General features: G+C 50.1%; 14 protein-coding genes. 3 read left to right on the top strand and 11 right to left on the bottom strand.

What is annotated here, in order from left to right; translation table 11 throughout:
- Nucleotides 1-121 precede the first annotated feature (121 nt).
- Complete coding sequence (gene pgoN, locus ACE5KN_RS21125; RefSeq protein WP_375527024.1) at nucleotides 122-952, top strand: glyoxal/methylglyoxal reductase; 831 nt, start codon at nucleotides 122-124, stop codon at nucleotides 950-952.
- Nucleotides 953-997: 45 nt separating this feature from the next.
- Here pgoN and ACE5KN_RS21120 read toward each other — a convergent pair whose 3' ends face one another.
- Nucleotides 998-1480: a GNAT family N-acetyltransferase gene (locus ACE5KN_RS21120; RefSeq protein ID WP_375527025.1), complete on the bottom strand. Its 483-nt coding sequence runs from the start codon at nucleotides 1478-1480 to the stop codon at nucleotides 998-1000.
- Between the two features lie 874 nt (nucleotides 1481-2354).
- Between ACE5KN_RS21120 and ACE5KN_RS21115 the strand changes: the two genes are divergently transcribed.
- The gene (locus tag ACE5KN_RS21115) at nucleotides 2355-3458 is read left to right on the top strand and encodes a DUF4261 domain-containing protein (protein ID WP_375527026.1); all 1104 of its coding nucleotides are present in this window, start codon (nucleotides 2355-2357) and stop codon (nucleotides 3456-3458) included.
- 152 nt (nucleotides 3459-3610) lie between these two features.
- Here ACE5KN_RS21115 and ACE5KN_RS21110 read toward each other — a convergent pair whose 3' ends face one another.
- The 10 genes from ACE5KN_RS21110 to ACE5KN_RS21065 all read right to left on the bottom strand — a co-directional run bounded on the left by ACE5KN_RS21110 (nucleotide 3611) and on the right by ACE5KN_RS21065 (nucleotide 12882).
- Entirely contained in the window at nucleotides 3611-5032 is a 1422-nt protein-coding gene (locus ACE5KN_RS21110) for an MFS transporter (protein WP_375527027.1), read from the bottom strand.
- Between the two features lie 97 nt (nucleotides 5033-5129).
- On the bottom strand, nucleotides 5130-6056 hold the full coding sequence (locus ACE5KN_RS21105; RefSeq protein WP_375527091.1) for an SPFH domain-containing protein: 927 nt from the start codon (nucleotides 6054-6056) through the stop codon (nucleotides 5130-5132).
- A 254-nt stretch (nucleotides 6057-6310) separates the two neighbouring features.
- Nucleotides 6311-7102 (bottom strand): TPM domain-containing protein, encoded by a 792-nt coding sequence (locus tag ACE5KN_RS21100; RefSeq protein WP_375527028.1) that lies wholly within the window; start codon nucleotides 7100-7102, stop codon nucleotides 6311-6313.
- Nucleotides 7099-8130 (bottom strand): TFIIB-type zinc ribbon-containing protein, encoded by a 1032-nt coding sequence (locus ACE5KN_RS21095; protein ID WP_375527029.1) that lies wholly within the window; start codon nucleotides 8128-8130, stop codon nucleotides 7099-7101. The genes ACE5KN_RS21100 and ACE5KN_RS21095 overlap by 4 nt, the downstream gene beginning before the upstream one ends.
- 25 nt (nucleotides 8131-8155) lie before the next feature.
- On the bottom strand, nucleotides 8156-8797 hold the full coding sequence (locus tag ACE5KN_RS21090) for a PspA/IM30 family protein (RefSeq protein WP_375527030.1): 642 nt from the start codon (nucleotides 8795-8797) through the stop codon (nucleotides 8156-8158).
- A gap of 611 nt (nucleotides 8798-9408) precedes the next feature.
- Nucleotides 9409-9834 (bottom strand): OsmC family protein, encoded by a 426-nt coding sequence (locus tag ACE5KN_RS21085; protein ID WP_375527031.1) that lies wholly within the window; start codon nucleotides 9832-9834, stop codon nucleotides 9409-9411.
- A gap of 20 nt (nucleotides 9835-9854) precedes the next feature.
- Nucleotides 9855-10601 carry an amino acid ABC transporter ATP-binding protein gene (locus ACE5KN_RS21080; RefSeq protein WP_375527092.1) on the bottom strand — a complete coding sequence of 249 codons (747 nt, stop codon included), beginning with the start codon at nucleotides 10599-10601 and terminating at the stop codon, nucleotides 9855-9857.
- A 17-nt stretch (nucleotides 10602-10618) separates the two neighbouring features.
- Nucleotides 10619-11266, bottom strand: coding sequence for an amino acid ABC transporter permease (locus tag ACE5KN_RS21075; RefSeq protein ID WP_355324025.1), 648 nt, complete (start codon nucleotides 11264-11266; stop codon nucleotides 10619-10621).
- A gap of 90 nt (nucleotides 11267-11356) precedes the next feature.
- Nucleotides 11357-12217, bottom strand: coding sequence for a substrate-binding periplasmic protein (locus ACE5KN_RS21070; protein WP_375527032.1), 861 nt, complete (start codon nucleotides 12215-12217; stop codon nucleotides 11357-11359).
- 80 nt (nucleotides 12218-12297) lie between these two features.
- Nucleotides 12298-12882: a TetR/AcrR family transcriptional regulator gene (locus ACE5KN_RS21065; RefSeq protein WP_375527093.1), complete on the bottom strand. Its 585-nt coding sequence runs from the start codon at nucleotides 12880-12882 to the stop codon at nucleotides 12298-12300.
- A gap of 446 nt (nucleotides 12883-13328) precedes the next feature.
- Between ACE5KN_RS21065 and ACE5KN_RS21060 the strand changes: the two genes are divergently transcribed.
- On the top strand, nucleotides 13329-13436 hold the full coding sequence (locus ACE5KN_RS21060; RefSeq protein WP_355323965.1) for a putative holin-like toxin: 108 nt from the start codon (nucleotides 13329-13331) through the stop codon (nucleotides 13434-13436).
- Nucleotides 13437-13594: the final 158 nt, after the last annotated feature.

The following is a 13594-nucleotide window of genomic DNA, read 5'->3' as shown; positions in this document are numbered from 1 at the left end:
ATAAGCGAAAAGTGCCTACTTCTATTCACGGCCAGGACTGTTTATTATAGATATTGTGGCTGTCTTACATGAGCGGACAGCAAACCTTGAGTGATAACTACATTTCAGGAGGGAATTTTGCATGCCTAAAAATTTGCAGGATACTGTGACTTTGCATAATGGTGTAAAAATGCCATGGTTCGGCCTTGGTGTATTTAAAGTGGAGGATGGCCAGGAAGTGATTGACTCCGTTAAATATGCCATTAAAGCCGGATACAAGAGCATCGATACCGCCAAAATTTATGAAAACGAAGAAGGCGTCGGACAAGCGATCCGGGAATCCGGCATTGCCCGTGACGAGCTGTTTGTGACAACGAAGGTTTGGAACGCGGATCAAGGGTATGAATCCACATTGAAAGCCTTTGATACAAGTCTGCAGAAGCTGGGCCTGGATTATCTGGATCTGTATCTGATCCACTGGCCTGGAAAAGACAAATATAAAGAAACCTGGAAGGCGCTTGAGAAGCTGTACAAAGACGGCAGAGTCCGTGCTATCGGTGTATCGAACTTCCACGTTCATCATTTGGAGGATTTGCTGGCAGATGCCGAAGTGAAGCCAATGGTCAACCAGGTGGAGCTGCATCCGCTGCTTACGCAGGTAGAGCTTCGTGAATACTGCAAAAAGCAAGGCATTCAAATTGAAGCCTGGTCCCCGCTGGCACAGGGCCAATTGCTGGATAACGCGGTATTGAAGGAAATTGCCGATAAACACGGAAAATCCACAGCACAGGTGATTTTGCGCTGGGATCTGCAGAACGAAATCGTCACCATTCCAAAATCCATCAAAGAACACCGCATTATCGAAAATGCCGACGTGTTTGATTTTGAACTGTCCGCTGAGGACATGGATAAAATCAATGCCCTGAATCAAAATCATCGTGTAGGTCCGGATCCGGATACACTTTTATTCTAATTGTTGATGAGGCGCCCCAAAAGGTCCGTTGACCTGGGGCCCTCTTTATTCCCCCACGTGCTTTTCCAGTAAAATCTCATCCCGGATTGGGATTCCCTGTTCGGAAAACAAAGGGATGGAAGGTTTGATCTCTCTTGCTTTGTCCACGGCATTGGGATAGACCTCAACCATCTGATAGCCCCTTTTTTGATAAAAGAGCAGCGCATGAAGGTTATCGTTTGTTGTGATCACCTTAACCTGTGGCAAATTCCTCTCCTTGGCCAGCACCTCTACCTGCCGCAGCAGTCGGGTCCCGATTCCTTTGTTCTCTTCGATGGCGTCAAGAGAAATAATTTCGCAGTGATGATCATTAACAGTATAGGTTACTAAGCCGATGATCTTTTCATCTTCTCCCAGCACTGCGAAACCATCCAGTTGATCGCATTGATACACGCCGGTAGAGACGACCATTTCCGGGCTTCCCCAGTGGGTGTTGAAGAAATGAATCAGCTTCTCTCTGTCTAACTGGTGAACGGCAACCACCCTCATGATATTAAGCTCCTTTAACGTTAGCTTCTTTTATGTAAATGGACGCGAACCTCCCCATTTCTCTTCAATCTTCAAATCCGGACGTGACGTATGAAGAAAATATATTTCCATCGCATATCAACTCACAATCGGATAACTTTTTTCAAGTATAGCAAAAGAAAAACATCAATCGACGTACTTTCATAGAAGACAGACCGCGTTTAGCAGAAATTTTTCTTGCGGTTATAGATTTGTTCAGCTCCATTGAAAATTTATAACTCAACTTTCGCAGCATGAAATCGGCAAACAGGCCTTGATGTAACTGGGTAAAACGGGGATCTACTGCTGGAGTTGACGCTGAATCAGCAGACAGCTACCTGATGCCTGTTGCCTCTCCATACAGCTTTGCATGATTATCCCTTTTACTCAGACTCTCGGTCTGCTTCACACCACCTAACGCTCTGCTTTCTCCTAAGATCGCCTCATAATCTCGAACCGATCTGCTTCTCCATAAGGCACGATCCCAAAATAATAGACCCATTCGATGGTCCTGAATAACGTAACAACAGGTATTTTCATGCCACACTTGATCCGTTATTTTCTTTAACGTGCCTAAAGATATTTTCGGTTCCCGGTTTTCTGTTTTTCTTTACCTGATCCAATGGGATAATGGTGCAAGGCTCCCCGGCAGCGAGTTCATATGCCTTGCCACAGTCGACGGGCGGCTTGACTATCAAGCACGGATGATTAGGTGGAGTCCATGAAATGAGTTATAACTCAACATCTGCAGCTGGGTAGAACAAGCTGACGCCGGAAGAGCAAACCCACAACTTGCCTTTTCCTATGGTAGAATACAACAGAAACAAAATCGCCCTTTTAAGAAGGAGAGGAATCCATGACAACCCAAAGGCAAGCGGCCATGCAATCCATGATTGACTGGCTGAGCGATGAGCGCGAGCTCGGCCAGAAGCCAAGCAGAATTGAGATTGCAGGCGAATTTGATCTGCACGATATGCATTACTACATATTCAAGTACAAAAAGACCATGCTCGGCAAATGGCTGCTCGCCGTCTGCGGCGGATACGAAAGCGCCTCCGACACCGAACACTGCGGCCATATTTTCAGCGAAATGCAGCCTTATAACCCTGCGACTGCGGAACAAGAGGCCATTGCGATGGTGGAAATGATCCGTGAGTACTGGATGAAGCAGGCAGCAGCTTATGAAGCAGAGCAAGAGAATTCATCCGGCATGTTTAACGGCTTTGTGCTGCTGAACTCTCTGGAATGCGATCTCGAGCAGATCCAGACGAACCTTCTCCGGGACTGGAATATTTCCTGTGCTCCAGCTGAAGGGGAAGATGACCGCTCCGAAACGGAAAGCGAGGGAACGCTCGTCTTTCATGCGGATGGCTGCATGGTTGCCGTAAGCTTCGTCGGCGCTCCAATACCGGATGGTGAGGCTGAGTATAACGCCCGGTCAAATTATTTGTGGCCGGAGGCCGTTGAGGTGACCCAGACCCATGTCGCCCAGATCATGCTGGCGGTATTTCCGCGCACCGTTTCTGTGCAGGACAGCAGCAGAATGTACACCAAGCTGGCGGCCAGCTGCCTGAAGCTCTCTAATGCGATTGGCCTCTATTCCTCAGGCACCGTATTCCAGCCTGAATTTTTTGTGGATATGGCGGAAACCATGAAGTCTGATGATTTATTCCCGCTGCTCAACCTGGTGTACTTTGGTCTGGTTCGTACGGAAGCCGGGGTAAGCGGTTATACCTACGGGCTCAGAGCCTTCGGCAAGGATGAAATCGAGGTGCTGGACAGCCGGGTACCCCCTGCCGAGCTGCGTGAGTTCCTGATGGACATCTCACTGTACATCGTGGAGCAAAACGTCACCCTGAAGGATGGGGAAACCATCGGCTTTTCGGCGGAACAAAAGCTGGCAATTACCCGTTCCGAGGGTGTGTACCTTGACGGAGATACCCTAAAAATCGGTTACTGAAAACACAAAAAATCGCCGCCAGGCTCCAATCGTCGGAAGCAGGCGGCGATTCTTCATTCTATTTTCCTCAGATATATCTTAACGGTCGAACCTTAAACAGTCCCATATCAATCATCTGAATAAGCAGTTCTTAAATTAGACGAAAAGATCAATCAGCGTGCTGTCCCTTTTGCCAGCACTGCGATCAGGGCGATGACCACCGCGGCGGTCGCCGCCAGAAAGGCGTCGGAATACGCGACGGCATCCAGGGAATACAGAGGATTTAGCGAATGGGCAACCTCACGCCGTGCATGGAGTAAGGCTCCGATCATGCCTGCGCCTGCCCCTGCTCCAAGGTACAATGTACCCTGGAAAATTCCCATGCCCGCTCCGACCTGATCTTTCGGGAGTGCGCTTACTGCCGCATTATTGATTGGCGAATTAATGAACGCAAAGGCAATCCCCGCTCCCAGAGCCCCCACCGATACCAGTACAGGAGAAGCTCCGGAGGCAAAAGTGGACAAGAACAGCGTAGAGATACCCATTATCCCCACTCCGGCAGCAACAAGACGATTCGGCCCGAAACGGTCGGAAATACGGCCAACCCATGGCGAACATATCGCTACAGCGGCGCCTCCCGGCAGCAAAATCATTCCCGCCTCTCCAGGACTAAGCCCGTTCACTTCCACGACCAGCAAAGGTACAAAAACAAGTACAGCGAAATAAGCAAACATGGAAAAAAAGGCGATGATCACTGAACAGACATACGGTTTGTTCTTGAACAGAACTGGAGGGACAAACGGTTTATCTGCCGTGTGGATGCGCCATATGAACCCGAGCAGCGCCAACACCGACCCCAGCAGACTTCCCCAGGCAGAGATGGCGGCAAAACCGGCACTCTCCCCTTGGGTTACACCAAACAGCATCAGCCCTGCGGTAAGCCCGAGCATAATTCCACCAATAAGATCGAATCCCCGCTCGCTTCCCTCCTCCATTGAAGGTCTAATCCCCGGCAGAGCAAATATGGACCCGATCAGAATAAGGAGCGACAATGCAAATGTAATCCAGAACAGCGAGGGCCAACCCCAGATTTGACCGACACTCCCGCCGAAGATGGGGCCAAAAGCGGTGCCGATGCCGATACAGCCCGCTACCATTCCCAGAGCTGCGCCGCGCTGCCCTTCCGCAAAAACTTTAGATATCGCAACAACAGACAGGACCGGTATCGCCGACATGCCTGCACCTTGAACCATCCGCCCCAGCACCAATAAGGGCAGGCTTGAGGCGAGCGCACAGAGCAGGCTTCCAAGCGTCAGGATCGCAGCTGCAATGATAAATACCTTGCGCAGCGCGAAGAAGTCGGACATCCGGCCATACAGCGGGATTCCGATCGCGAGCACGAGAGCAATTCCGCTGACCGTCCAGCTCACCTGCGCCTTTGAAGCGTCCAAAGACTGGCTAATCAGCCCAAGAACGGGATTGACCATATCCACCGTGATGGCAGCCAGAAGAGAGGACAGGGCAAGCACCATCAGCAGCAGCTTTGCTGACACCTGTTTTTGTACCGTATCTTTGCATTTTGCCGTTATTTTCATGATTGTTAGCCTCCTAAAATAAAATGTTTTACTTTAGGAGGCTTGATCCACTGCCTTTTTGCTCAATAATCTCACTCCTTCTTTAAACACGACCTGCCTACAGCTTCTGCCCGCAGTTCGGGCAGAAGTTGGAGCCTTCGTTTTTCGTGCCGCAGTTCGGACAGAAATTGGGCTTCTTTCCGCCTTCCGAAGATGGGGAACCAGACGCAGCAGATCCTGCATCCGCCGCCGGCTTTTGGGGGGAATTTATATTCTTCATCATTTCATTCACCGCATTCATCCCAAACATCATGCCGGCGATGTCGGAAGCGGCGCCGCCTCCCTGCACACGTCCGGAGGCAATGCCGTCCGTCATGCTCACCTGCTGATATTTCTGCAGATTGCCGATCATTTCATGCGAAGCGGTTTTCGTAATCATATCCTGAATTTCCTGCGGATAATTAAAGCTCATGACCTGGAAGCCTGTTATGGTCAGGCCATCGTCCATCATCTGCATATCCAGGTCCTCCTGAATACCCTTGGCAATATCCGAAGCATTGGCCTGCAGATTGAACATATTCTTCCCTTCCCGGCTGATCCACTTCATTAACAGCTGATTCAGCACAGAAGTCATGCGCAGTTTGACGTCCTCCACCAGGTAGCTGTCCTTCACCCCGGCTACTTTATCTATAAGTCTGACATAATCATCCACCTTGAAATTGAACGTGCCGTTGGCGCGAATGGGCATCCCGCCCGGAAGCTGGGGCGTCGGGATGAGCACCGGCTGCTGCGTCCCCCATTTCACCGTAAATTCCTTCGTATTGACGAACAGCACTTCCACTCTCATGCCGCTGTTGAACCCGAATTTAAAGCCTTTTAACGTGGACAGGAATGGAATGATGTCCGAATCAACTTCGTATTCCCCTTCATTTTCGAAAATGCCTTCGATCTTCCCGTTATTGATAAAAATAGCATCCTGCCCGGAGCGAATGATCAGCTTGCTTCCCCGCTTAATCTCCTGGTTGTTCCACTTCCAGAAGATCATGTCATCGCGGAATTCTTCCCATTCCACCACATTGGCAAATTGATTTTTGAAAAACACTTATGTATTCCCCCTTAAAGTACGTGTTCAAAAAGTCAGGTTTTTAGCACCGAGAAGGTTGGATGAAGCTAGGGACTGAGGAGCGGAGCGTACTTGGGGTACGTGAGCACCGGAAGGCCCGGCTGAATTCAAGATTCGATGTCGAGTCCGCTCCCTGATTTCCTTCGTGATCAAAAGATGACTTTTTGAACTACCTCTTAAAAAGATCCTCTGCTGCCGCTGTGCGAGTGCCCCCCGCTGGTGGTCCCGCCGCCGCTTGAGCCGCTGCTGCTGCTTCTCTCAATTTTCCGGCTTGTTGTCGTGGTATGAAGATATTGGTCCCCCCGCTGTACAACTCCCGGGCTGGACGAGTCCATATAAGTCTGCCCATTCACAGTAACACGGCCGCCGGCATTGCGAACCATGCTCCAGACCGCCACTCCCCCGATTCCGAAAGACACCAGCAGCTGAAACCAGGTTTTATACAGGATATTATCCGGATTCACTCCCGGGCGGACATCCAAATAGTTATAAGCCGTAACAATATATTTCCGAAACGCTCCTTCATAGTCGCCGTCCGTCAAATTTCCGCTGATCTTATTACGGATTTTATCGAGTCTGCTGTCATCCAGGTAATGCTCCGCTTTATAGAAGCCAGCCAGATAGATCTGTCTGTTCCTCATATCCAGCGTCAAAATGACCGTATTGCCATGCGGCTTGTCATACCCAGGCGCATGCTCGTCATAAAAATCCTCTGTCATGCGCATGACATCCTCATTATCGGGGTTATTCGAGGTCACAATGATAATGTCCGTCTCACGCTGCGCCCCGTATTGATTGGCCAGCTCGTTCAGTTCTTCGTTAGCCTCCGGACTGAGCAGGCCTGCCTCATCATAAATCAGCTTCTTGGATGCCGCAGCGGACGCTGAGCCTGATATCATTCCCACGGGCACAACGAACATGACAGTCATAATTAACACAACGGCCAGAACCGCTCGATGCCTTTTCACCAAAACATCCCTCCAATCATCCAGGAGATCAGCTTCAGCGAAAGCAGCGAGACCCCGGAAATGCCTGCAAACCATGCGGTCACCTTGGCTTTGCTGATCGGCGGCTTGCCGACCACCTTGCCTGTCTGGCCGTTCATGGCAAACGAATGCTCCAGATTTTTGTGGTTATAATGGATCACCCACACCGGAAGCAGCACATAATCGGCCTGCTTGATATGCGTTTCTATTGGCCTGTCTGTAATGCTTACGGACGAATATTCCGATACGGTGGATTGAATATAATCGTCGATGTATTCACTGACTCTGCCCTTCATCCGCGGAATAAGCTGCTTATGGTCGTAGCTGTACTTTTCAGCAATATATCCGGCCAGGTAAGGAGTTTTAAAAATTTTGAGCTGATCATAATGAAAAGGCTCCAGCTTATCCATCAGCTCATCGTTCATTTTCTCCGCCGCATCTACCGGCAGTCCCGAATAATTCACACGGATTTTCCGATATATCCTGAAATGGCTCGTTTCCGTATACTCATAATCTCCGCTCGTATAACTTCTTACTTTCGTGCCTTGCCCGTGAACCTCTACCTTATTATGCAAATCATACAGCCAGAAGGGCACATACATGCCGGTGATGCTCTTGATCCGGTTCGCCGACATAAAACCGCGCGGTGTCAGGCGCCCGTTTTTGCACCATTTCTTGAAGGCCTGTATCGCCTCTTCCTTGCTGATCGTAAAAGGGATCACCTTCGCTGGAGCCAGCTTCCCGCTCAGCCGGTCGGCCAGCACAACGGCAGAACCACAAAAGCTGCATAACGTCGCCGTCGTCTCCGCTTCGGTCATAATGACCGCTCCGCAGCTGCGGCAATGATACTCCCTGACCTCACCCTCTGTAAAAACCAGGTTCACAAGAGGATCAGCAATCCGTTCAATATCGTCACTTCTGCCGCAGCTTCCGCACAACAATGTCCCTGTTGCACTATCAAAAGCCATGTCGCTGCCGCAGTTTGGACATTTATAGTCAATAATAGGCATCCGTCTTCACACCTCTGTAAAATAGCTAGTCCTTTTTCTCCGACTTGTTGTTGGTATCTTTATCTAATTGCTCGAACAGGCTGTCCAGATCATCTTTCTTTTCGGACCTCAGCTCGGCCAAGGCCGTCGCTTCATCATATTCCCTGTTCACCTGCTCTTCCAAGGCTGCAAACGCGGAATCATGGATGCCAAAGGGCGAATCCATGGAGTTCAGCGTTTGCTGTGCTTTGGTGAGCGCCATTTTGCCCTTCAATTCGGCACGCCGTGCTTCCAGTACACCGATATCGTGCACAAGCTTATCCTGCACCTGCTTCATCCCGGCGGCGTTGGCGGCAGCTAGCTCATAGGCGGTCTGCAAGTCCTGCTGCTTCTCGTTCAGCTTCAGCTTACGCTCCAGAAATCTGCGTGCTTCTTCCTCATTGCCCGCTTCCGCTGCCTTATGGGCATACTTTTCCAGCTTCCGGATTTCGGCTGAGCATTCATCCAACGCCCTTTGCGCCCGACTCTCAGCAGCCAGCATCGCAGCCGTCTCGGCTTTCACTTCGCCCAGGTCCATGTTCAGCTTGCGCATGTAGTCATCAATGACCTTATCCGGTTTATCGGTCTGATCCAGCAGGGTATTTATATTCATCCTCAGAATGTCCTTGAATCTCGATAGAATTCCCATAAGCATGATCCTTTCGCAAAGATTCACTCCACCCTATCATACACGAAACCAGGGGTAAAGGCTCCGGTTTCCAGAGGGAACTCAACTTTCGCAGCGGACAAATCCAATTAAACCTTTGTAGCTGCTGGGTTCTGAGCAATTGGAATCCCTTCCTTGCAAGTTTGCCGATTTCATGCTGCGAAAGTTGAGTTAAGTGCTTGACAGTCAAGCCGCCCGTCGATCGTGGCAAGGCATATAAACTCGCTGTTCAGGGACCTTGCATGATTATCCCATTGGATCAGGTAAAGGTAAACAGAAAACCGGGAACCGGAAATATACTTTAAGGCGCGTTAAAGAAAACAACGGATCCAATGAGACACGAAAAATGCCTGTTGTTACGCTATTCAGGACCATCGAATGGGTCTATTATGTTTTTGATCGTGCCTTATGGAGAAGCAGATCGGTTCGAGATGATGAGACGATCTTAGGAGAAAGCAGAGCGTTAGGTGGTGTGAAGCAGACCGAGAGTCTGAGTAAAAGGGATAATCATGCAAAGCAGTTCTATAACCTTTAAAAAAGGTGCAGCCTTACCGGTAATGCCGGCAGACTGCACCTTTCTGCTGCTTTTCATGTTATGCGGGATGCGGAACCTCCACGCCATTCAAAACCAGATGCGGACGAATCTCCGCTTTCAGCGAGGCCGAAACTGCGCAGTATTTCTCTTCCGCCATATGAATCGCTTTCCATACCCGGTAATCCGGGATGTTGCCCTTCACGTGGAAAGTGAGATCAATTTCCGTAAAAGCCGTAGGCATGGTTTCCGTACGAATACCGTTGGCTTCAATTTCAATGCTTTCAATATCCCCCAGAAAATGATTCAGAATCATCGTAATATCGATGCCCATGCAGCCTCCAAGCCCGGCCAGCAGCAGCTCCATCGGCGTCATGCCTTCCCCGTCGCCGCCGTATTTGTCCGTGGCATCCTGGTTCACGGAATAGCCCGACGGCCCCGTTGAAGTAAACTTGCGTTTCCCGTTCCAGACTGTTGTTACCTTCATGCTGATAATCCCCTTTGCTGTTATTTTTGTTCGATTTGTCGCAAAAATTTCTTGGTCCGTTCATGTTGAGGCTGTTGGAAAAAGACATCTGGCGCCGCTTCCTCCACAATGACGCCATCCGCCATAAACACAATCTTGTCCGCCACTTCTCTGGCGAATTTCATTTCATGGGTAACCACAAGCATGGTCATGCCATCCTTGGCCAGACCCCGCATGACGGCGAGCACCTCGCCGACAAGCTCCGGATCAAGCGCTGAAGTTGGTTCGTCGAACAGCATCACAGCCGGGTCCATCGCAAGTGCGCGTGCAATGGCGACCCGCTGCTGCTGTCCACCGGACAGTCTCGAAGGATAGGCATCTTCCTTATCCGCCAGCCCGACCCGCTTCAGCAGCTCGCGCCCGATGGGAACCGCCTGTTCACGCGGCATTTTTTTGACCGTCAGCAGGCTCTCGATCACATTACCCAGCGCCGTCTTGTGCGGATACAGGTTGAACTGCTGAAAGACCATGCCGGTATGCTTGCGGATTTCGCGGTAAGCGGCTGTGCGGGCTCGCCGTGTCGCTGCGGCATCAACGCCGATGCCATTCACTTCGAATTTGCCGCCGGACAGCTCCTCCAGTCCATTCAGGCAGCGAAGCAGCGTGCTTTTGCCCGAACCGCTGGGTCCCAGCAGCACGACAATCTCGCTCGCGTTCACCTGCAAATCTATATTTTTCAATACTTCGGTATGATTAAATTCTTTGGATAATCCGCTGACTGTAATCATCGTCTTCAACTCCATTATTAATAGGCCTCATTAAGCTTGCGCTCGATCCGTTCCAAAATGGCCGCCATGCCCGTGCTCAGCACCCAATAAATGACGGCGATCGCCAGGTAAAACGGCATATACCGGTAAAACTGCGCCTGCAAAAGCTGAGCCTGACGCAGCAGCTCGCTCACCCCGATGACCGACACGAGCGAAGTTTCCTTCAGCATGCCGATAAATGTATTGCCCATGGGCGGAATCGCAATCCGCGCCGCCTGCGGCAGAATAATGCGGCGCATCGTCTGCCAGGGCGTCATGCCTGTGGCGTAAGCGGCCTCCATTTGCCCTTTTGGAACCGCCAGAATCGCTCCCCGGAACGTTTCCGACAAATAGGCCCCCGCGTTCACACTGAGCGCGATAAAAGCAGCCGTCAGCGAGCCGAGCGAGATTCCATAATCCACGAGTCCGAAATAAATGATGACAATCTGCACCAACAGCGGCGTCCCGCGGATGATGGATACATAGACTCGGGCTATCCACTGGACAGGACGCGGCCCTTTCAGACGCGCGATTGCCGTGATGATCCCAATGATGAGGCCAAGCAGCATCGATACAATGGTGATAACGAGTGTATACAGCGCCCCTTTGAGCAGGAAGGGCAAATTCTCAAGCACTAAATTGAACATGTCCATCTTTCAGATCTCCTTTACCCGAAAAGGAAAACGGGACGATGCCGCCATCAAGCCGGCAAATTCGTCCCTGTGCTGCTTCCTTTTTTACTCGGCAGGCGGCGCTTCACCAAACCATTTTTTATAGATTTCTTCATAAGAGCCGTCGGTTTTCATATCAGCGAGCGCTTTGTTGATAGCCTCCTTCAATTGCGGGTTGTTCTGACGAATCGCTACCCCCGCCTGATCGGATTTGATGGGCTCGCCCACGGCTTTAATCTTAAAGCCATTCTCGTCCACAATCGGCTTCAAAGCATACATATTGTTGATCGTCGCATCAATCCGGCCTGCATCCAAATCCTTGAGCGATGTAATGACATCGTTGTAGGTTTTAATTTCAAAATTGCCCACCTCAGGCAGCACTTCATTGCGCAGGTAGGATTCATCGTTGGTTCCAAGTCCCACCCCAATGGTCTTGCCTTTGAAATCCTGCAGCTTGGTAATATCCGTGTTGTTCTCGCCGACAATGATTTTCACGTTATTGGTAATATACGGATCGCTGAAATCAATGACCTGCTTGCGCTCATCGGTGATCGTCACCTGGCTGACGACAGCATCCAGCTTGTTCGCCTGCAGACTTGGAATCAGACCGGAAAAGTCCTGGGCCGTGAACTCCGCCTTTACCCCAAGCTTCTCGGCAATTCCTTTGGCAATATCAACGTCAAAGCCTTCATATTCTCCATTCTTCCCGAGGGAGTTGTACGGAGGATAGGTGCCCATAATGCCGACTTTCATCACACCAGCCGCTTTAATTTTTGCCAGATCATCCGATGCTCCGGTTGTCTGTCCCGCATTGTTATTGTCGCCTGCCGTATTGGCAGCCGAACCTCCGCCGCAGGCACTAAGCAGCATGCTGAATAATGCCAGTGCCATAATTGAAACGGTCCAATTTTTTCTCGTTGTTTTCATCCTGGTTGTTCTCCCCTTGTCTATACTTGTGGTGTAATATGCAGTTTGTCTATTAAAATGGAACATTATCCATCTTGACGCTAAGGTTGTCCCATCAGGCCGTAAAATTCAAAATTGGCCGCCTCCGCCGCAAGCACGGCGCTGCTCTGACCGCTAATCCGGTCATGCGTTCCTTCCGAGCCGAACAGCCAGCGCAGCATCAAGCCTTCGATCATGCTCATTAATAAGGCCGCCCTTAGCTCAACATCCAGCTTGTCCGGAATCATCCCAAGTTCAATCGCCCGCCGGATATTCCTGCGAAAGGCCAGCTCCATGGCATCTTTGGTCTCCGCAAGCTGTCTTTGCACCGTCTCATCCACCCCGCTGCCTGTAAGCAGCAGCTTCATGAAATACCGATGATTTGCAGCGAAGTCAAACATACGGGTAAACAGGCTCTCCGAGGCTCTGACCATATCCTCAAGCGTTCCGCTGTCCTTGCGGTAGCCCTGGCCGATCGCATCAAGCAGTTGGTCGCGACCTTCGGTAATAATCTCCTGGGCCAATTCCTGTTTGCTTTTGAAATACCAGTAAAATGTCCCTTGAGCCACTCCTGCCTCCCTGACAATATCGGACACCTTGGTCTGGTGGTAGCCATATGTAGCAAAACGCTTCAGGGCAATCGACATCAGTTGGGCTCTGCGGTCATCGCCGGCAACCGATTCTTTATCCTTCAGCACCAGTATCGCCCTCCTCTCGACTGACTCATCAGTCGGGTAAGTAAATCCTATAGGTTAACACGGAATTTGTCAATACCTTCTCTACTTGTATTCTATACTGTTCTGACGACAGTCAAAAAAACAATTAAGCATACGTTATGGCGGGGGATAGTTGTCTGCACAGTGCAAAGGAGTGTATTTTAGAAGTGACACAGAAAAGAATCTGGATAGGTGTGCTAAGTAAGAGCGATTGAATTAGTAAAATAAATGCTTAAGGATCGGCTAATATCACGGCCCTTTTCGTCGAAACTTATCATAACAATCTATTAACAATCCATACAGCATGGTATAATATACCTAACAACAGAATGGCTTAGATGGGCGGTCGGCTAGTCTCCCGGAAGGGAGGTGATGCTATGGAGGTTTTTCAAGCACTATCATTGATGATTGCATTTGGAGCGTTAATTATAACGCTTATCGGTGTGATCGTTACGATAGTGATTGCTCTGAACCAAAAGAAATAGACCGCCCTCAGCAAAGGATAGCGGTCTAATTCCACAGATCAACCTTTGAACAGCCACCGCCCTTATAAGCGGCTGTTGTCAAGAGTGAGGATGTTGGTGCATCCTCACTCTTTTTTTAGTGTATGCTTCTTGATTACATTTTATCACAAGCCAACACA

Source organism: Paenibacillus terreus (assembly GCF_042138595.1).
Taxonomy (GTDB): domain Bacteria; phylum Bacillota; class Bacilli; order Paenibacillales; family Paenibacillaceae; genus Paenibacillus; species Paenibacillus terreus.
The sequence above is the reverse complement of the archived record's forward strand: the minus strand, read 5'-3'. Positions and strand labels throughout refer to the sequence as shown.